The organism is Neobacillus niacini, assembly GCF_023715415.1.
In the GTDB taxonomy this organism is placed as follows: Bacteria; Bacillota; Bacilli; order Bacillales; family Cytobacillaceae; genus Neobacillus; species Neobacillus niacini_C.
The window spans coordinates 75492-94212 of record NZ_JAMBOB010000012.1; the positions used below are offsets into that span (position 1 = coordinate 75492).

Here is an 18721-nt window from a genome sequence, read left to right on the forward strand (position 1 = left end):
CCTGTCATACTGAAAAGGTAAAATGATATAATGTGACCAATAATGTTAGTCTACGTTGGAGGGGTACCATGCATTCGTTAGTCAATGAACTAGACCAAATTTGTACTCAATTCCTCTTAAAGGAAAAAGTCGTCATCGTTGATTCCTTCGAAATCGGAGAACAAATCAATGAGGCTTTTATTAAGGCTGGACAACGGTCAATTAATCTAAAGTATAAGACTGTCCTTAATCTGGCCATGAATCTTGTGGAATTACATGATGAGGACCCTATAACTGTACTAGATGGGACAGTTGGCGTTCATTTTACTTATAACATTCTGAGGGAATTAAAGAACCAAAGAAAACTGCGTTATTTTTCAGAAATGGAAATTACACCTTCCTTTAGTCATGCCATCTATTCAACGCTTCAGAATCTTAGGCTTGCAGGCTACAAGGCGGGAACACTTAGGAAAGATACTTTCCTTTCACCTGAAAAAGCAGAGGATTTTGCAGCAATTTTAACAGAATATGAAAAAATGCTTGATTTCAATCATTTCACGGATAAAGCCTCCATTCTTACCAAAGCATTACATCTTGCCCAAAGGAATGAAAGAGCAGTCTTTATACTTCAATCTAATTTGCACCTTACCCACCTAGAAGAACTGCTTCTTCATCAAATCCTGCCAGAAGATTCATTCAAACTACCGCTAGCCCCTGTCTTAGGGATAAGCATTCCAGAGAGGTCAAGCTTATCATCGATCTCCTGGGGAGAGCCAACGCCGTTAAGCCACCTCTATATGCTTGATGAAGCAGGAGGAGGAACAATAAATATAGATATCTTCACTTCAAAAACAGAGGAAATGGAAGTGAAACATGTATTCGAAAAGATAAAATCATCTCGAGCGCCGCTGGATGAATGTATTGTTTTTTATACTAATGCTGATTCATACATAACACCATTTTTCAACTTAGCGCAAAAGCTTAATATTCCGATAACCTTTGGTGAAGGGGTACCTGTAGGATATAGTCGACCTGGACGACTCGTTTCTGGATTAATTACTTGGATTCAAACGAATTATAGTGTGCAATCCTTTATCGATTTATTGAATGAAGGATTAATCACCCTAGGTGACGATTCACCTTCAAAATCCAAAATCGTAAGACTTCTTCGGGATATACAAATCGGTTGGTCGAAGGAGCGGTATTTAACGCAGCTTGAAAATGAAAGGAAACGATTATCTGAAAAAGGGGAAGAGTTTGAACGTGCAACAAATGAAATAGCGTGGTTACATCAATGGTTTTCTAAGATATTTAAAAGACTTCCTGATAGTAATTCAACCTATAATTATAAAAAATGTATAACCAGCATTGCTTATCTTTTAAAAAATCATAGTAAAAGCAGTACAAAGCTTGATGAAATTTCAAAAACAACACTATTGGAAGTGATCGAGAAAATTGTACCTTATGCTGATGAAGAGTTAGTCAGGCACGATGTATTTGAAAAGCTGAATGACCTACTGCTTTCGATTAGGGTAAATCAATCACGTCCACAACCCGGATTTCTGCATATGACTTCTTATAAAAAAGAGGTCTATCACAGTGCTCCGAATGTATTTTTCTTGGGGCTTGATAATCGGAAGTTTCCAGGCAATTCAGGAGAAGATCCATTGCTTCTTGATACAGAGCGTATCGCACTTGGCAAAAAAATGCCATTATTACGTGAAATGAGTCAGGAAAACACCTATACGCTTCTGCAGGCTTTGGCTCATTCAATGGGTAACGTGACAGTAAGCTATTGTGATTTTTCCATCAATGATAATCGTGTGATAAATCCTGCTCATGTCATTCTACAATGCTACCGAATGATGTCGGGCAATAAAGATGCTGAATACAAGGACTTACGATCACAAACATCAGACCTCGTTTCTAGTGAGATTTTCGAGGATAAAGATTATTGGACTAAGAAATTAATCGACGACACACCTTCACAACTCAATGAAGGGATTCTTAATCATTTTCTAAATGTCAAACAAGGTCTTTCAGCAGAGAGTGCTCGTTTTTCAGAAAGCTATTCCGAATTTGATGGGTTCATACAAATAGATCCAAGCCAGTATGACCCGCGGATCAATCATGAAAAAACAATGAGTGCAGGGAAATTAGAGACTCTTGCAAGATGTCCTTATTCTTACTTCCTTAAGGAAGTATTAAGAATGAGGCCGATTGAGGAGGTTTCGTATGATGCGAATAAATGGTTAGACCCAGCTACTCGGGGCAGTTTGCTTCACAGCATTTTTGAAACCTTCTATAAGGAAATTACACAACAAAATGTTAAGCCGAGCTACGCTATTCATCACGATAAAATTATGGAAATAGCTGTTGGTCTTATTGAAAAAGAAAAAGAGGTCCTGCCTCCGCCAAATGAACGGGTTTATCAGCGGGAAATGAACGATATCTTGGCATGCTGTGATATCTTTCTAAAAGAAGAAGAGATTCATGGCGAGCACTACAATCCACTCCATTTTGAATATTCATTTGGTATTGGAGACAGCGAACCGGCCATCATTCAACTGCCTTCGGGAGATATAAAGGTAACTGGAATCATTGACCGTGTTGACCAATCCCATGATGACAGGTACCATATCATCGATTATAAAACGGGAAGTACCTATGGTTATGAGAAAAATAAAGCTTTTAAAGGCGGCCGTCAGCTACAGCATATGATTTATGCCTTAGCAATTGAACAGCATTTAGATTTAGGCGAGGGTGCTGTCGAGGAAAGTTCGTATTACTTCCCTACTCTAAAGGGAATGGCACAGCGATTTACTAGGAAACAGGACGTTACACTAAGGACGAATGGGTTAGATATTTTGCAAAAGCTTATTGATGTAATTAAACATGGTCATTTTGAAATGACAGAGGATGATAATGATTGTAAATTTTGCGAATTCAAGCTGGTTTGCCGCCGCCACTTTTATGATAAAGACTCCCTTGAGAAAAAACAGACTAATCAAAAGTTAACGGGGGTTCGTGCATATGACTAAAAAGATTATTGATCAAGGAGCAAGGGATAAAATTAAATACAATCTGCAAACCAATTTCTTAGTCGAAGCGGGTGCAGGCTCTGGGAAAACAACGAGCCTTGTCGATCGGATGGTGAACCTGATTACCACCGGAGCAGCGGAAATACAGGAAATTGTTGCGATTACTTTTACAAGAAAAGCAGCAGATGAGTTAAAGGTACGCTTCCAATCAAAAGTAGAGTCAGCCTGGAAAGAAGAAAGTGACCTTGATATCAAGTTTCGGTTGTCGGTAGCACTTCAAAATTTGGAGAGGTGCTTTCTAGGTACCGTTCATTCCTTTTGTGCCAAGCTGCTTCGTGAACGGCCAATTGAAGCCAATTTAGATTTAACCTTCAAGGAACTAGAAGAGTCCGAGGATTTAGAACTTTTAGAGGAAGCGTGGCAGCTTTATTTACAAAAGTTATTGGATGAAAACTCTAAACAATTTGACCGAATCAATGAATTGGGAATAAGTATTGATCAGATTTTTCCATGGGTAGGAAATCTAAAAGAATACTCTGATGTCCAGTGGATTACAGAAACAGTTAACAAACCAACGCTCACATCAGATTTTCAATCCTTTATGAAGCTAGTAAAAGAAGCGGAAAAATCGATACCAGTTGAAGAACCTGATAAAGGCTATGATTCCTTACAAAGGGCAATTCGAATGGCCATTCAAAAAGAAAGATTGATGGATGTAACGAAGGATAAGAACATCATTGGTATTTTCGAATTGTTTAATAAAAGCTTAAAACCAACATTAAACCGGTGGCATTCAAAAGAGGATGCGAAGTTTTACAGTGAAGAAATCAATGCTTTTCTTGAAGTGTCCATCAAGCCATTGCTTCAAGCTTGGAAGGAATATTGCCACCCAATTATCGTTGATTTCATTCAAGAAGCTTTAACTGTCTATGAAGACTTAAAAAAAGAACGCTCATTATTAAATTTCCAAGATTTAATGTTGCATTCCTCAAAGTTATTAAAGAAAAATCCTGAAGTAAGAAGCTATTTTCAAAAAAAATACCGTTTCTTACTTATTGATGAATTTCAAGACACGGACCCGCTTCAGGCCGAGATTATGTTTTTTCTAACAAGTGAGGATCCAAGTGAACAAATTTGGACAAGGTGCAGTCCGAAAGCTGGCTCACTTTTTGTAGTAGGTGATCCAAAACAAGCGATTTATCGATTCCGTCGAGCAGATATTGATACATACAATCGCGTGAAACAGTTAATGGAAGAGCATGGCGGTGAAATCCTGCAATTAATCACAAATTTCAGGTCTGTAGATTGTGTAACGGAAAAGTTAAATACCGTATTTGAAAAGCATTTACCAGCTGTAGAAACACTACATCAAGCAGCCTATCGACCATTAATCGCACATCACAATGATGAGGGCGATGGATTTACTGGAATCAAACGTTTAAGTGTTCCCGCCGACTTCAGTAAGAAAGAAGAAGTAATCCAAAAGGATGCAGAAAATATTGCACTTACCATTCAATCTTTGCTTAAAAAAGGATATCGAGCAAAGGACTTCATGGTTCTGACAAGATACAATGATGGAGTTTCTATTTATGCAAAGAGAATAGAGGCAATGGGAATTCCTGTTAGTATCTCGGGTGAGGTAGTCATGGGTGAAACAAGAGAGTTTCAAGATTTATGGATTTTATTAAAATCCTTTTTAGATCCTACGGATGAAGTAAGTTTTGTTGCAGTACTTCGCGGGATTTTCTTCGGTATCAGTGATCAAGAGCTTTATGAATGGAAGCAAGCCAAAGGGAGATTTTCTATCTATAGTGATATACCAGAGGGTTTGAATCCAGTGATCAAGGAAAAATTCGTTGACACATTAACCATATTAATGTTATGTCAACAAAGAATTCGGCAGTTATCTCCAACTGCTGCGATTGAAAGTATCATGGAGGTTGTAGGCTTTTATCCCTTGCTTTTAAAAAATGACCGTAACAAACGTACCTATAAGAGTATGCTGCAAATGATGGAAAACTTACGTAAACAGGAGGCATCGGGGAATACCAATTATAAACAAATCATGGATTCTCTTACAAAATTACTTTTTGAAAAAACAACTGTCGCAAATATGGAGGAAGGTGCTGATGCGGTTCGGATTATGAATGTTCATAAAGCAAAGGGACTTGAGGCACCCGTTGTTTTCTTGGCTCACCCTGCAAAACAGGTGAATCCGGTCTCTTTTTTATCACAGCATATCAAGCGAGAGGATTATTCCTCACAAGGATACTTTATGTTTACGGTAAGAAATGGCTTTCAGGCTAGAGAAGTTGCGGTCCCACTAAACTGGGAAACCCATAAGAACGAGGAATTAGAGTATCTTACACAAGAAGAATTGCGGATTATTTATGTTGCGGCTACCCGGGCAGAAAAAGCACTTGTCATTAGTTCAAACGGAAGTAATAAGAAAAATCCATGGAATGTCCTTTTTGAAATTGAAAATATAGAGGAAGTGGAAGTTCCTGAAATAGAGAACGTCGATAAGGTTTCTGCCAACGAAATCACTTTTGCTGAGTACCAAGCCAAAACAGTAAGTATGCTTGCTTGGCTGGACCAAAGCAAAGTGAAATCCTTTGAGCACTGGACGCCAACAAAGGATAAGGATTTTTCTGATGTTTTCGAAATTGAACGGGAAGCGGGCGGGGGAAAAGAGTGGGGGACCCTGATTCATGATGTCTTTGAAAAAGCCATTCAAGGTCATGATGTGACTAAGTACATCAAGGCTGCATTAACCAGCAACAATATTCCCCCTTCAAAAGAAGATGAAGTGATCACGTATCTTACCAATTTAAGGACTTCAGCGTTATGGGATGAAATCCAAACAGCCGATGAAGTCTTAACGGAAGTTCCGTTTACCTTAAAAGTTGAAAAGCACGATTCTCTTTATGCTCACATTACAAGGAATCCTGAAGATAAACATCCTTTTTTTGTAAAAGGAATCATAGATCTTATCTACAAACAGAATGGTGAATGGAAGATTGTCGATTACAAAACGGACCGAGCAAAAAGAATCGAAGACTACGAAAAACTGCAAAACTTTTATCGTGCCCAACTATCCTTTTATAAGCAGGCGTGGGAAGAGATAACGAAGGAAAAAGTAAAGAGAGAAAGTCTTTACTTTATAGAACCAAATAGAGTAGTCCACTATTAAAAACAAAAATTCCTCATTTAAATAAATGGGGAATTTTTGTTGTTACTTATATTCAAGTTCAAATTGTTCGATTCGTTCTCTGACAAAATTAGGTACAGGGCAGGGTTCCATGGTTTGGTGGTCAACACTTACGTAAATAATCTCAGCAAGGAGAATGGGTTCGATTTCATCTTCTCTCGTAATCAAAAAGTTCATCGTCATGCTCTTGTTGCCGACTCTTTCCATCCTGCACCAAATGGTGAGCCAATCATTTAAAAATGCAGATCGTTTATAATTGATTGTCGACTTTGCCAGAACAAAATCAAACTTTTCATCGTGTTGAAGAAGCTGCTGGAAATATTCTGTGACGGCAACATCTATATAGGTTAAATAATGAGAATTAAAAACAATCTTTTGACCATCAATTTCCGAATAACGCACCTTTAATCGATGTGAGAAACGATAATCTACCATTCTAGGCTCCCTTCTTATTTCACCAATGCGTGTTCTTCCTCGGCAGCTGCTTTAACCTTTTCAACAAATTTCACCACTGTCTTATCGCTGGCGAACCATAAGAATAATTTAAAAATCGCTTTTAATGGTTTATTTGTTGTTGTGTATTTGAAATGTGATTTGTGTTCATTTATTTTCGTTAATTCATAACCAGCGGTAATTTCAAAGTAGTTCGCTAAGTTAAATCCCACCATCATTTTCTTATGGTCAGGAGTGTCCAAGTAAACGAGGGTTTCAACATCATACTCTTCAACCCGTTTCCCTTCTTTATACTGCTGACGATAGATAGTGCCAACCCCTTCTTCGGTCACTTTCACGGGTGTATTACTAATTACCTGTGGCATAATCTTTTGCATATTTTCTAAAGACCCATCAAATAATGCCCAAATCTTTTCAATAGGAGCATCAATTTCTATTTCCTTTGTCCATTCCTTCATCCGAGAACACCTCTTAGTATATAATTATTTTAAATTTTCGAAAAAATAACAGATTGAATTTAATATTCTATTTTAAAGTTGAAATACCTTCCGATTGTACCAAACTCATATTTCTCCTGCTGAAACTTGTAATCTACGTTGTTAGAAAAATAAAAATATTAGTTTCTATGTTTTACCATTTGATATATAGTAACAATAATTGAAAAAATGTATGAAGGGAATGAATCAATATTGGGTACTTCTTTAGAAGGTTCAATCGATAACCCAGGGACCATTTCTCGTTCCAAACGATTATGGATTGCTGTTGTATTAGGTTCTTTAGCGGCATTTGCCCCATTGTCCATTGACATGTATCTGCCTGCGTTACCTATATTAGCGGATTATTTTCAAACCAGTGCCTCTTTTATTCAGCTAAGTTTAACCTTTTTCCTATTAGGTTTATCTTTGGGGCAGCTGTTTGCAGGACCGATTAGTGATATCCGCGGGAGGCGCAATCCACTTCTAATTGGGTTGATTATCTATGCAGTGGTTTCGTTATTATGTGTTTTTAGTCCTTCTATATGGACATTCGTTCTATTGCGATTTATTCAAGGGCTCGCTGGTGCAGTAGGGATTGTCATCTCAAGGGCAGTTGTCCGCGATTTATATTCTGGAACGGAATTGACCAAATTCTTTGCTCTCCTTTCGTTAGTAAATGGGACGGCGCCAATTCTAGCCCCAATAGCTGGTGCGCAACTTCTTAGGTTCGTTCCATGGCAAGGAGTATTTATTGTCCTAGGGTTAATCGGTTTTATTATGTTTATTGCCGTCCTTTTCGGCTTATCGGAAACACTTCCAGAAGAAAGACGGTTACGTGGCGGAATCAAAAACACTTTTATGACCTTTCGTAATCTCTTCGTAGACCGTAGTTTTATGGGGTATGCCATTTCCCAAGGACTCATTTCCGGAACTATGTTTGCTTACATATCGGGTTCTCCCTTTGTAGTCCAAAACATCTACGGTGCTTCACCGCAAGTTTTCAGTCTTATTTTTGCCATCAATGGGATGGGAATTATGATTGCCAGCCAAACAACTGGTAGATTAGCAGGAAGAGTAAAAGAGTCAAAGCTATTAATCTTCGGATTAGGTATGTCCTTTTTCGGCAGTATTGCCCTATTTATTCTAATACTGCTCCAAGCAACATTATGGATGCTATTAATTCCATTATTATTTGTGGTATCGAGTGTCGGTGTCGTCAATACAGCAGGATTCTCGCTTGCCATGCAAAAACAAGGTAAAAATGCAGGCAGTGCCTCTGCACTCCTAGGTGTTCTTTCCTTTGTATTTGGTGGTGTAACTTCCCCCTTAGTGGGAATAGGAGGACGAGAATCCGCAATCCCTATGGGACTTGTCATCGTATTCGCCTCATGTGGTGCAGTTCTTTCGTATGTTACTCTTGTCCATAGAATGACTAGACAAAAAGCTGCTTAATGAAGGTCCCCTTGCCAGCGCTGGCAGGGGATTTTTATAATCGATAGGAGCAATGTAATAATTCCAAATAATTGAAACCCTTTCTGAAAAATTCCGTCAAAGATGTAAGAGAAAATTACTGAATTAGGAGGTTTCTAATGAAAAAAGGAATTTGGCTAACTGCTATTTTGATAGCACTTGCAGTATTACTGTCAGGGTGTAAAGAAAACAACTCAAAGGAGACTGCTGGAAGTAATAAAAGTGAAAATAAGGCTCCTATTGTTGAGGCGGAGAAATTTGTTCCAACAGTATACGATTCTACCATAACAGTTAATGTTGAGGAGAAAACATTAACAGGGACACTTAAAGTGAAGTCTACAAACAATACTGGGAAAAATCAGGACAAAATATACTTTCATGTATACCCGAACCAATTTAGAGAAGGTGTAGATTTAATAGGTGGATTCTGGCGTAAAATTATTGACGAGAATTCTGTACCCGGAGCAATGGAAATGACGGAGGTTCAGGTGAATGGAAATAGAGGAAATTTTGAAATAAAAGAGACGGTCCTTGAAATACCATTGGAAAAATGGAAAAAGGGTGAAACGATTGACCTAAATTTTAAGTTTACGATGAAGGTTCCGAAGAATAATGGTCGATTTGCTTATGATGACAATGCGATTTGGCTGGGAAATTGGATTCCGATTCAAGCAGTTTATGATGAAGCAGGCTGGGTAACAGACCCATACCTTTCAATGGGAGATCCTTTTTATAGTCAAGTTGGTCATTATACGGTCAAAGTAACGGTGCCAGGGACATATCAAATTACGAGTACCGGTAAGGAGGGAGAAGCCATAAAGGAACAGGATGGATCCAAGAGCTATACAACTACAATTGAAAATGTACGGGACTTTGCGATGGTGATTATGGATCAAAACTACGAAAAATTCTCAGACCAAATTGGGGAAACGACGGTAAATACTTGGTACCTAGCAAGTGACAGCCAGGAGGCAGCCAAGCAAAACCATGAAGCAGGGATAAAAGCGTTATCCTATTTCAGTGAAGTTTATGGGCGATACCCTTATCCGGAATATGATATCGTTTGGACGGGTATGTTTACAGCAATGGAATTTCCAGGTTTAATTTATCTTCCCAAAAACATTCTAGAAAGTAATGAAACAGAGATTGGTTCAGTCGTCCACGAAACGGCACATCAATGGTGGTATGGCATGGTGGGGAATAACGAAGTAAAGGAGCCTTGGCTGGATGAGGCATTGGCGACCTATGCGTCAACGAGATTTATGTTAGAGGAATTTCCGGAGAATGGTGCGGCTATTTTTGAGATGAGAAAACAGATGACAGAAGGAACAGAAAGGGATGAAAAAAAGGGAATATTCATCGGAAGTCCTGTTGATAAATTTACCAGCATCGGTTCGTATTCTCAACTCGTCTACCAAAAGGGTGCATTGATGTTGGAAAACCTTGAAAAAGAAATAGGAAAAGAGAAAATGGATCAATTGCTTCATACTTATTTTAAAGAATATCAATTTGATGTTGCGACTAGCAGTGACTTTATCTCTGTATTCACAGAGGAACTTGGTCCGGGAGCTAAGGAATATTTTGAGGCTTGGCTAACTGGTAAAGAACCTGAATTTAGGCAATAAGTAAAGAGAAACGCCTCCTAGGTTAGGGGGCGTTTTCCTTTTATTGTTTATATCATATGACATTTTAATACCATATATCTTTAAACATCAATACTTAAAGGAGCATTCTTCTTATCATTCGTATTTTGGCTATAGAATCGAAAGACCAACAAGACTGTAATAAACATAAGTGCTGGAATAAGGTAATAAAGCACCTCTGATACCAAGGATTCATACACAGCTTCTTCCACAACAAAAATGGAGGTACCGGGAATGCCGACCATTCCGAAGAAGAGGCCATAGGCAACATTTAAACCGTAGTGTATACCCGTGTTAGCCCAGATGGAGCCTGTTTTATAAAAGGCATAAGTAAGGGAAAGCCCTAAAATCACAGAAAATATAAAATTACTCAAACTAAAGCCGGCATACCAGTAATCATCAAGAGCATAAATCAAAATACTTATCGTAAAAACCCAGCCCACGTGCAGTTTATCTTTTAAAAGATTAATGATAAAACCTCTTACAATCAAATCATTTATAAATGAACCTATGAAAAATCCAACCACAATCATTAAAACTGGCATTAGTAGTTCAGAGGGCTCACGTATGCTATTCCATTTAAGATCTCCACTTAGTAATTGAATTCCAAACATCACCATCCAAAAACTAAAGCCAATCCCAAAACTAAGAATGAAATTTTTTAACCAGCCTTGGTGGAATAGTAATCCCATTCCTTTTAACCCGTTCAACCCAACCCAATTTGCGATGAAATAAGCAATCGGGAAAAAAACGAGATATGCTGAAAATTGTAAAAAGGGTCCGTCTAGGAGTGAGGGGACGAAGACGAAATATAAATCAAGGGCAAGGAAACCAACTACAGCTTTTATAAGTTTACTAATGATAACAACCCCCAATAAGGAATAGTATATTAATTCTATCATAATAGGTAAATTCAACCAATTTGGAAGTGAGCATGATTTTTAAGTTTTTCAAGAGGCTATGATACTATTAGAATTATCCGTAGAGAATGAGGTGTTTTACATGAAAATTGAAATATGGTCTGATTTTGTCTGTCCATTTTGTTATATAGGAAAGCGTCGTTTAGAAAAGGCACTTGCTCAATTTTCACATCGAGACAGTGTTGAAGTAGAATTCAAAAGCTTTGAGCTAGATCCTAACTCTCCGCCGTATAGTGGCAAAAGAATTCATGAAGCATTAGCAACTAAATACGGGATGAGTATAGAACAAGCACAGCAAGCGAATCAAAATGTGGGTCAGCAAGCGGCTACCGTTGGACTGACGTTTAATTTTGAGAACATGAAGCCAACGAATACATTTAACGCTCACCGTTTGGCAAAGTTTGCGAAGACTCAAGGAAAAGAAGCGGTGTTAACAGAAAAACTACTGTATGCTTATTTTACTGAATCTAAAAATTTAGGCGACCTAGATACATTAACTGAGATTGCTGTGGCGGCAGGACTAAATCGCGAGGAGTCATTAAAGGTTCTCCAGGATGAAAAAGCGTATGCAAATGATGTTAGAATCGATCAATCAATTGCAGCGCAGTATCAAATTACAGGGGTACCGTTTTTTATCGTTAATCAAAAATATGCCATCTCGGGTGCTCAGCCAACCTCAACCTTTGCAGGTGCACTGCAAAAAGTGTGGGAAGAAGAATATCCTGCTCCGGTATTACAGGACCTTTCAACGGTTAGCGCAGAAGATGCAAGCTGTGTGGATGGAAACTGTATAATTCCTGAAAGAAAAGAATAGTTCTATGGAAAAAAACTGCATCTATTAGGTGCAGTTTTTATAATTCGCAATCTGAATTGGTAAATTCGTTCGAAGAATATTGGCAATTTGGACACTCATGATAGGGTTATTTTGAATAAGTTGTTCACGCTATGAAATAATAGTCGTAAACGAGGTAAGGAGCTAACGACGATGAACGTATTGGTGGTTGGAGCGAATGGACAGGTTGGTAAACTTCTCGTTAATCAACTCAGGGAAAGTAAGGAACATACTGTCAAGGCAATGGTAAGAAGAGAAGAACAAGCTGAGGCATTTAAAAAAATGGATTTAGAAGTCGCAGTGGCCTGCTTAGAACAAAGTGTCGAAGATATTGCCCAAGCAGCAAGAGGCTGTAATGCGATTGTGTTCACTGCAGGATCGGGTCGGCATACAGGATATGATAAAACTCTCCTAATTGACTTAGATGGTGCGGTGAAAACGATTGAAGCGGCAGAAAAGGTCGGGATTAAACGATTCATCATGGTCAGTGCGATTCAGGCTCATAGAAGAGAAAACTGGAATGAAAAGATGCTTCCTTATTATGCGGCAAAATACTATGCTGACAAAATGCTTCAACAAAGTGAACTAACCTATACGATTATTCGTCCAGGCGGACTATTGAGCGAGCCTGGGACTGGGCTGATTACTGTAGCAGAAGACATTCGCAGCGGGAGAATACCACGTGAAGATGTGGCAACAACAATTATCCAATCCCTAACAGAAGAAAATACATATTATCATTCCTTTGACCTTGTATCTGGTGGAGTACCCGTTAGTGAAGCATTAAAACTTATCTAAAAGACCGGATGAAACATGGAATCCCCGGTTCTGAACAATAAACCTGAGAAGAAAAGCATTTGAATCCCAAATGCTTTTTTTCATTGAAAATGGTTTTAATTAATCTATCTAAAAATATAGTAAATAGAAGTAGATGTCCTATCTTGAAACTTTTCCGGCAACTAAACGTATTCCAATAAAGACTAATTATCATTCATTGGAGGGTATTATGGATTTATGGATTAAAGAAATTATTGGAGAATTTGGGTATTGGGGAGTGTTTCTCCTCATTGCCCTTGAAAATATATTCCCTCCCATTCCGTCTGAAGTCATTCTTACTTTTGGCGGGTATATGACGGCTCAAACCAAACTAACTGTAGCAGGTGTTATTGCTGCTTCCACATTAGGTTCTGTTTTTGGAGCGGTCATCCTATACCAACTTGGCGCAATAGTAAATGTAAACAAATTAGAAGTAGTGATTGAACGGTATGGAAAGTTCCTCCGTTTAACAAAGGAGGACCTCTATCGAGCAGATACTTGGTTTGAAAAATATGGAAACTGGACGGTCTTTTTCTGCCGGTTCATTCCGCTCATACGCAGTCTCATTTCAATCCCTGCAGGTATGGCGAAAATGAATTTCTGGTTATTCATTAGTTTCACAACTTTGGGTACCATCATTTGGAATACTATGCTAATCAATCTTGGAGCTAGTGTAGGGGAAAATTGGGAAGTAATTGCAGAAAGAATGGACCATTATTCAAATTATTTATATCTGCTATTATTTATACTTCTTATCGCTGCTATTGGATGGCAAAGAAAAAGAAAAAGATACTAGTAACACGATTAATAAATATTGTTGAGAGGGTTTTTGTCATGAATATTACATCTATATTATTAGGCTTACTCCTTGTATTGAATATCATGTTGGCCCTCGTTGTCATTTTTCAAGAAAGAAGGGACGTTGGGTCCACGTGGGCCTGGCTATTAGTTTTATTTTTTATTCCCATCTTGGGATTTGTGATGTATCTTTTATTAGGGCAAAATTTAAGTCGGAAACGGCTTTTCCAATGGGACGATCTTAAAAAAACAGGCTTTGAAAAAGCTTTAGATACGCAATTGACTAAACTTCGTTTGAATCAATTCTATTACAGGAATGATGTAACAAAGAATAATCATGATCTAATTTATATGCATATGATTAACAATCAAGCCATCTTAACGGAGGATAATAGTGTTGAAATCTATACAGATGGTAAAGAAAAATTTGAACAGTTATTTAAAGATATTAAGGCTGCTAGGAATTATATTCATATCCAATATTACATTATCAAAAATGATAATTTAGGAAAAAAACTTATTGATGCTTTGACTACAAAAGCGAGGCAGGGAGTAAAGGTAAGAATCCTGTATGATGAATTAGGTTCCCGAAGTTTGCCGAAAAGATCGTTTAGAGAATTTCGTAAAGCTGGAGGTCAAGTAGAGGTCTTTTTCCCATCTAAATTTCGGTTTATTAATCTAAGGATGAACTATCGAAACCACCGAAAACTAGTTATTATTGATGGGAAAATTGGTTATGTTGGCGGATTCAATGTTGGTGATGAATATTTGGGACTAAATAAAAAATTTGGTTATTGGCGGGATACCCATCTACGGATTCAAGGGACAGCCGTTTATGCACTACAGACTCGTTTCATCCTGGACTGGAATCAAGCCTCAGATGACCAAGATGTCGATTATGTTCCCAATCTATACCCAGAAGATGTCTCTCATGGGAAAATCGGAATTCAAATTGTAACGAGTGGTCCTGATTCTGAGTTTCAACAAATTAAGAATGGCTATATTAAAATGATTATGTCTGCAAAAAAATCAATTTATATCCAAACTCCATACTTTATACCTGATGAAAGCTTGTTAGATACCCTTCGTATTGCCTGCTTATCGGGAGTAGAAGTCAATATTATGATTCCTGATAAACCTGATCACTTATTTGTGTATTGGGCAACTCTCTCTCATGTAAGTGAATTATTGAAAGTTGGCGCAAAGGTATACATTTATAAAAATGGTTTTATTCATGCAAAAATGCTGGTTGTTGATGAAGAAATCTCATCTGTTGGGACAGCGAATATTGATTATCGAAGCTTTAAACTCAATTTTGAAGTCAATGCCTTTTTATATGATGAAGGAGTTTCTAGAAAACTAACAGAAATTTTCAAAGAGGATATAAAGGTATCGAAGTTACTAACCTTTGAAGGGTATCAGAAACGTTCTTTAGAGGTTCGTCTTAAAGAATCTGTATCTAGATTACTTTCTCCTATTTTATAAAAACAAAACAGTGTGATGATTCGGATAATTGTTGCCTATCCCATAGGGGGTAGGCTATTTTTATATTCCTGAACTCTTGTCTTTTATAAGATGAGTTTTTGGAAATAGTAATACTAAATACAACTTGGAGGCTAAGCGATAGATGGAGGAAGTAACCTTAGGTGTGGGTCTAGTAATTGAGATAGGATTGATCATTGGTACCATTGTTATCATTTCTTCCTATATTCGTAAATTTTCTAAAAAATATAATAAATATCAATTGAATGAGCAGTATTATAAATCTCTCTATGAACAAAATCCAGATGCTGTGATTATTTTTGATACAGAGGGTAAGTTTATCAGTGCAAATAAAGCTGTATCACTTTATGGGTTCAGTGAGGATGAATTACTCCATAAACCCTTTTCCGAATTTCTTCTCCCTGAAGATTTAGGCAGAGTAATGGGGCATTTTAACCAAGCTTTAGACGGAAAGGCAACTGCCTATGAATGTTCTATATTCGATAAAGAGGGGTCACAAAGAGAAATTAGTGTAACAAATATACCTATTTATGTGAATGACGAAATTACCGGTGTATATACAATCATTAAAGATATTACACAGCATAAAAAAGCACAAACCGACCTTATTGAGGCTGAGGCCAAATATAGGAGCCTAATAGAAAACTCTTTAGTTGGTGTATATATTCTTCAAGATGGAAAAATTGTTTATGTTAATCCGAGGCTATGTGAAATGTCAGGTTATCGTTTTGATGAGTTATACGGTATGGGGATTAACGAATTTATATATCATGAAGATCTGCAGCTTGTTAATGAAAATATCCAAAAACGTGTTAATAATGAATTAGGCTCGGTTACATACGAATATCGGGCAGTTCGTAAGGATAAAAGTGTTATAACCGTGGAATTGTTTGGTTCAAAAATCAACTATAATGGCCGGGATGCTATCATTGGGACCGTAATCGATATTACAGAACGAAAAAATAATGAAAAAATGATTAAGCACATGGCCTATCATGATCAATTAACAGATTTGCCTAATAGATATTTGTTGCGTGAGAAACTAAATGAAACGATAAAAAATTCAAGAAATAATAATCAAAAATTTACGTTACTGTTTTTAGATTTGGATCGTTTCAAGGCCATAAATGATACGATGGGTCATGAAATTGGGGATAAAGTTTTAGTTGAAACTGCGGAAAGACTAAAATCTTGTGTGGGTCAAAATGATATTATTTCAAGGTATGGAGGGGACGAATTTTCGGTTCTTCTTCCTAATACAGACGAACAAAGAGCAGGTGAAGTAGCACAAAAAGTAATAACCAGCTTGTCAGAACCTGTTTTACTCTATCATCACGAATTTGTTGTTACCCCAAGTATAGGAATTACGGTTTTCCCTGCCCACGGTGAAAGCTTTGGGACATTAATAAAAAATGCAGATTTGGCTATGTATCACGCAAAAAGCTTAGGAAAAAATAATTTTCAATTCTTTACGGATGAGTTAAATAAAAAAGCTCAGCATGAATTGGATTTGGAGGTAGACTTACGAAAAGCACTCGAACAATTCCAGTTTGAATTATTTTACCAGCCACAGTTCAATATGAAAACCAATCAGCTTTGTGGAGCCGAAGCGCTTATGAGGTGGATACATCCTGAAAAAGGTATCGTTCCACCTGCAGCTTTTATTCCATTAGCGGAAGAGACTGGGCTGATTATTCCAATGGGAGAGTGGGCAATACGAACAGCCTGCCAAGAAAACAAAAGATGGCAAATGGCAGGTTATCCACCTATTACGGTTTCTGTAAATATTTCAGCTAAACAATTCTTTCATTCTAATTTGGTTGAAATCGTACAGTCAACTTTACTCGAGACAGAACTCGAACCAAAATATTTAGAACTAGAGATAACTGAAAGTATAACAATGAATGTAGAACACTCTATTTCAACACTTTTAGAATTAAAGAAAATTGGGGTTAAGATTAGTATTGATGATTTTGGTACGGGGTATAGTTCGCTGAATTACCTGAAGAGGCTGCCAATCGATAAATTAAAAATTGACCAATCTTTTATTCGAGAATGTCCTAATGATGTAAACAGTAATACCCTCGTCCGGACGATAATTGTAATGGCACATCTCCTTAAACTTCAAGTTAAAGCGGAGGGAGTCGAAACCCAAGACCAAATAACCTTTCTGCTAGAACAAGGCTGTAAGGAGGCACAAGGGTATTTTTTCAGCAAACCGTTACCTGTCCCAGAATTTGAAACTAAATATATGAAAAAACGCTTGGAATTGTAATCCGAGCGTTTTCCAACTAGTAAACAAATTAGGTGAGGTTTTACCTCTTCAATCGCTTAAGCACGCTATCTTCAAACTCAGCTTGATCTATGTCTAATCCAATAACTTCATTTCTAAAGGACTTAAAACGTCCATTTTCCACCTCAAGCGTGAAATATCCTCTAGAACTGGTGGGGTTTATATCCCCAATAATATTTTTCCTTCTGGCAGGATCAAACAAATTCACTAAATTAGGATTGCTTGGATGTGGTTTAAACCGACAACCCTGCTCCACACAAACTCTCACAATATTTCGTACTTTAGGATGAGTAATGCTTTCAACTTTTTTAATTACTTCCTCGTTCGACATAGGGTGTGATTCTCCTTTCCATTCCTTCAACAGTATGCTAGCGGTAAGGGAAATATGCATAATTAGAAAAGTAACATATTAGTCTATGTATACAATCTAAAAAAAGAATAGTTTTCTCTTGTTTTTACTATAAACACTTACAAAAGTGTAAGGTAAATGTAAGAAAAAGAAATTTAGGAATCAAATAGATTGTCATATAATCCTTCTTAGTTGGGGTTCGAGGAGGAGATTTTTATGAATGTGAATTTATTTAGACTAATGAATGATTTAGGGAAACAACATCCATGCTTTAATCCAATTTTTGTATTTATCGCAGAATATATGGGGAATCCTCTCTTCTTTCATTAAAAAAGGATCATTATCATTGAAAATTATATATATAGATGAAAGCTGTTTAAATTGCAATTTACCTGGTTATATTTTGTGACCGCTTCATCACTTTATATAAGGTTTCGAGCTCTCATCTAAATAAGAGGACTGAAATTCCAAAAAGTAATTGGAAGGTTTTACATATTGCAGTGTGTCTTATAGGGTGATATTATAAGAAAGTTCCTTCGCGGAGAGATTAACAACATGATGATTTAAAAAATAAATGTTGACTACGCTGAAGAGAACGTGGTAATATATTCTTTGTCGCTTAAACGAGTGACACATTGCTCTTTGAAAACTAAACAAACAAGAACGTCAACAAACAATTTTTTTAGTTTTTTAGAAAAGCTAAGCCAACGTAACATTTTTTGAGCTATATCAACTTTCTTGGAGAGTTTGATCCTGGCTCAGGACGAACGCTGGCGGCGTGCCTAATACATGCAAGTCGAGCGAATCAAAAGGTGCTTGCACCTCTTGGTTAGCGGCGGACGGGTGAGTAACACGTGGGCAACCTGCCTGTAAGACTGGGATAACACCGGGAAACCGGTGCTAATACCGGATAATCCTTTTCCTCTCATGAGGAAAA

The 18721-nt window shown here is 37.4% G+C and carries 13 protein-coding genes and 1 rRNA gene; 10 read left to right on the forward strand and 4 right to left on the reverse strand.

All coding sequences use genetic code 11. The features are described 5' to 3' along the window. The first annotated feature begins 68 nt into the window (after positions 1-68). Positions 69-3020 carry a PD-(D/E)XK nuclease family protein gene (locus M3189_RS22970; RefSeq protein ID WP_251638408.1) on the forward strand — a complete coding sequence of 984 codons (2952 nt, stop codon included), beginning with the start codon at positions 69-71 and terminating at the stop codon, positions 3018-3020. Continuing rightward, the gene (locus M3189_RS22975; protein WP_251638410.1) at positions 3013-6213 is read left to right on the forward strand and encodes a UvrD-helicase domain-containing protein; all 3201 of its coding nucleotides are present in this window, start codon (positions 3013-3015) and stop codon (positions 6211-6213) included. The genes M3189_RS22970 and M3189_RS22975 overlap by 8 nt, the downstream gene beginning before the upstream one ends. Before the next feature lie 42 nt (positions 6214-6255). Here the strand turns inward: M3189_RS22975 and M3189_RS22980 are convergent, their stop codons facing one another. Continuing rightward, positions 6256-6666 (reverse strand): acyl-CoA thioesterase, encoded by a 411-nt coding sequence (locus tag M3189_RS22980; RefSeq protein ID WP_251638412.1) that lies wholly within the window; start codon positions 6664-6666, stop codon positions 6256-6258. A gap of 14 nt (positions 6667-6680) precedes the next feature. After that, entirely contained in the window at positions 6681-7142 is a 462-nt protein-coding gene (locus M3189_RS22985; RefSeq protein ID WP_251638414.1) for an SRPBCC family protein, read from the reverse strand. Between the two features lie 231 nt (positions 7143-7373). Between M3189_RS22985 and M3189_RS22990 the strand changes: the two genes are divergently transcribed. Further along, entirely contained in the window at positions 7374-8612 is a 1239-nt protein-coding gene (locus M3189_RS22990) for a multidrug effflux MFS transporter (RefSeq protein ID WP_251638416.1), read from the forward strand. 137 nt (positions 8613-8749) lie between these two features. Next, positions 8750-10255: a M1 family metallopeptidase gene (locus M3189_RS22995; RefSeq protein WP_251638418.1), complete on the forward strand. Its 1506-nt coding sequence runs from the start codon at positions 8750-8752 to the stop codon at positions 10253-10255. A gap of 80 nt (positions 10256-10335) precedes the next feature. Here the strand turns inward: M3189_RS22995 and M3189_RS23000 are convergent, their stop codons facing one another. Then, positions 10336-11175: a CPBP family intramembrane glutamic endopeptidase gene (locus M3189_RS23000; RefSeq protein WP_251638421.1), complete on the reverse strand. Its 840-nt coding sequence runs from the start codon at positions 11173-11175 to the stop codon at positions 10336-10338. Positions 11176-11275: 100 nt separating this feature from the next. On the opposite strand from M3189_RS23000, the gene M3189_RS23005 reads away from it, so the two are divergent. From M3189_RS23005 to M3189_RS23025, 5 genes are all read left to right on the forward strand, one after another. Further along, on the forward strand, positions 11276-12007 hold the full coding sequence (locus M3189_RS23005; protein WP_251638423.1) for a DsbA family oxidoreductase: 732 nt from the start codon (positions 11276-11278) through the stop codon (positions 12005-12007). Positions 12008-12178: 171 nt separating this feature from the next. Then, positions 12179-12823, forward strand: a complete 645-nt coding sequence (locus M3189_RS23010) for an SDR family oxidoreductase (RefSeq protein ID WP_251638425.1) — start codon at positions 12179-12181, stop codon at positions 12821-12823. 208 nt (positions 12824-13031) lie between these two features. Next, complete coding sequence (locus tag M3189_RS23015; RefSeq protein ID WP_251638427.1) at positions 13032-13637, forward strand: DedA family protein; 606 nt, start codon at positions 13032-13034, stop codon at positions 13635-13637. A 38-nt stretch (positions 13638-13675) separates the two neighbouring features. Further along, positions 13676-15124, forward strand: a complete 1449-nt coding sequence (gene cls, locus M3189_RS23020; protein WP_251638429.1) for a cardiolipin synthase — start codon at positions 13676-13678, stop codon at positions 15122-15124. 142 nt (positions 15125-15266) lie between these two features. Beyond that, a complete protein-coding gene (locus M3189_RS23025; protein WP_251638431.1) occupies positions 15267-17417 on the forward strand; it encodes a sensor domain-containing protein in 2151 nt (716 codons plus the stop codon). Positions 17418-17457: 40 nt separating this feature from the next. On the opposite strand, the gene M3189_RS23030 is transcribed toward M3189_RS23025, so the two are convergent. Next, positions 17458-17766 carry a hypothetical protein gene (locus M3189_RS23030; protein WP_251638433.1) on the reverse strand — a complete coding sequence of 103 codons (309 nt, stop codon included), beginning with the start codon at positions 17764-17766 and terminating at the stop codon, positions 17458-17460. A 753-nt stretch (positions 17767-18519) separates the two neighbouring features. On the opposite strand from M3189_RS23030, the gene M3189_RS23035 reads away from it, so the two are divergent. Further along, positions 18520-18721 (forward strand): 16S ribosomal RNA (locus M3189_RS23035); the annotation flags it as partial.

What these genes read in the sequence shown, in the direction of transcription:
- M3189_RS22970 (WP_251638408.1), top strand. Translation starts at nt 69, where the DNA reads ATGCATTCGTTAGTCAATGAACTAGACCAAATTTGTACTCAATTCCTC.
- M3189_RS22975 (WP_251638410.1), top strand. Translation starts at nt 3,013, where the DNA reads ATGACTAAAAAGATTATTGATCAAGGAGCAAGGGATAAAATTAAATAC.
- M3189_RS22980 (WP_251638412.1), bottom strand. Translation starts at nt 6,666, where the DNA reads ATGGTAGATTATCGTTTCTCACATCGATTAAAGGTGCGTTATTCGGAA.
- M3189_RS22985 (WP_251638414.1), bottom strand. Translation starts at nt 7,142, where the DNA reads ATGAAGGAATGGACAAAGGAAATAGAAATTGATGCTCCTATTGAAAAG.
- M3189_RS22995 (WP_251638418.1), top strand. Translation starts at nt 8,750, where the DNA reads ATGAAAAAAGGAATTTGGCTAACTGCTATTTTGATAGCACTTGCAGTA.
- M3189_RS23000 (WP_251638421.1), bottom strand. Translation starts at nt 11,175, where the DNA reads ATGATAGAATTAATATACTATTCCTTATTGGGGGTTGTTATCATTAGT.
- M3189_RS23005 (WP_251638423.1), top strand. Translation starts at nt 11,276, where the DNA reads ATGAAAATTGAAATATGGTCTGATTTTGTCTGTCCATTTTGTTATATA.
- M3189_RS23010 (WP_251638425.1), top strand. Translation starts at nt 12,179, where the DNA reads ATGAACGTATTGGTGGTTGGAGCGAATGGACAGGTTGGTAAACTTCTC.
- M3189_RS23015 (WP_251638427.1), top strand. Translation starts at nt 13,032, where the DNA reads ATGGATTTATGGATTAAAGAAATTATTGGAGAATTTGGGTATTGGGGA.
- cls (WP_251638429.1), top strand. Translation starts at nt 13,676, where the DNA reads ATGAATATTACATCTATATTATTAGGCTTACTCCTTGTATTGAATATC.
- M3189_RS23025 (WP_251638431.1), top strand. Translation starts at nt 15,267, where the DNA reads ATGGAGGAAGTAACCTTAGGTGTGGGTCTAGTAATTGAGATAGGATTG.
- M3189_RS23030 (WP_251638433.1), bottom strand. Translation starts at nt 17,766, where the DNA reads ATGTCGAACGAGGAAGTAATTAAAAAAGTTGAAAGCATTACTCATCCT.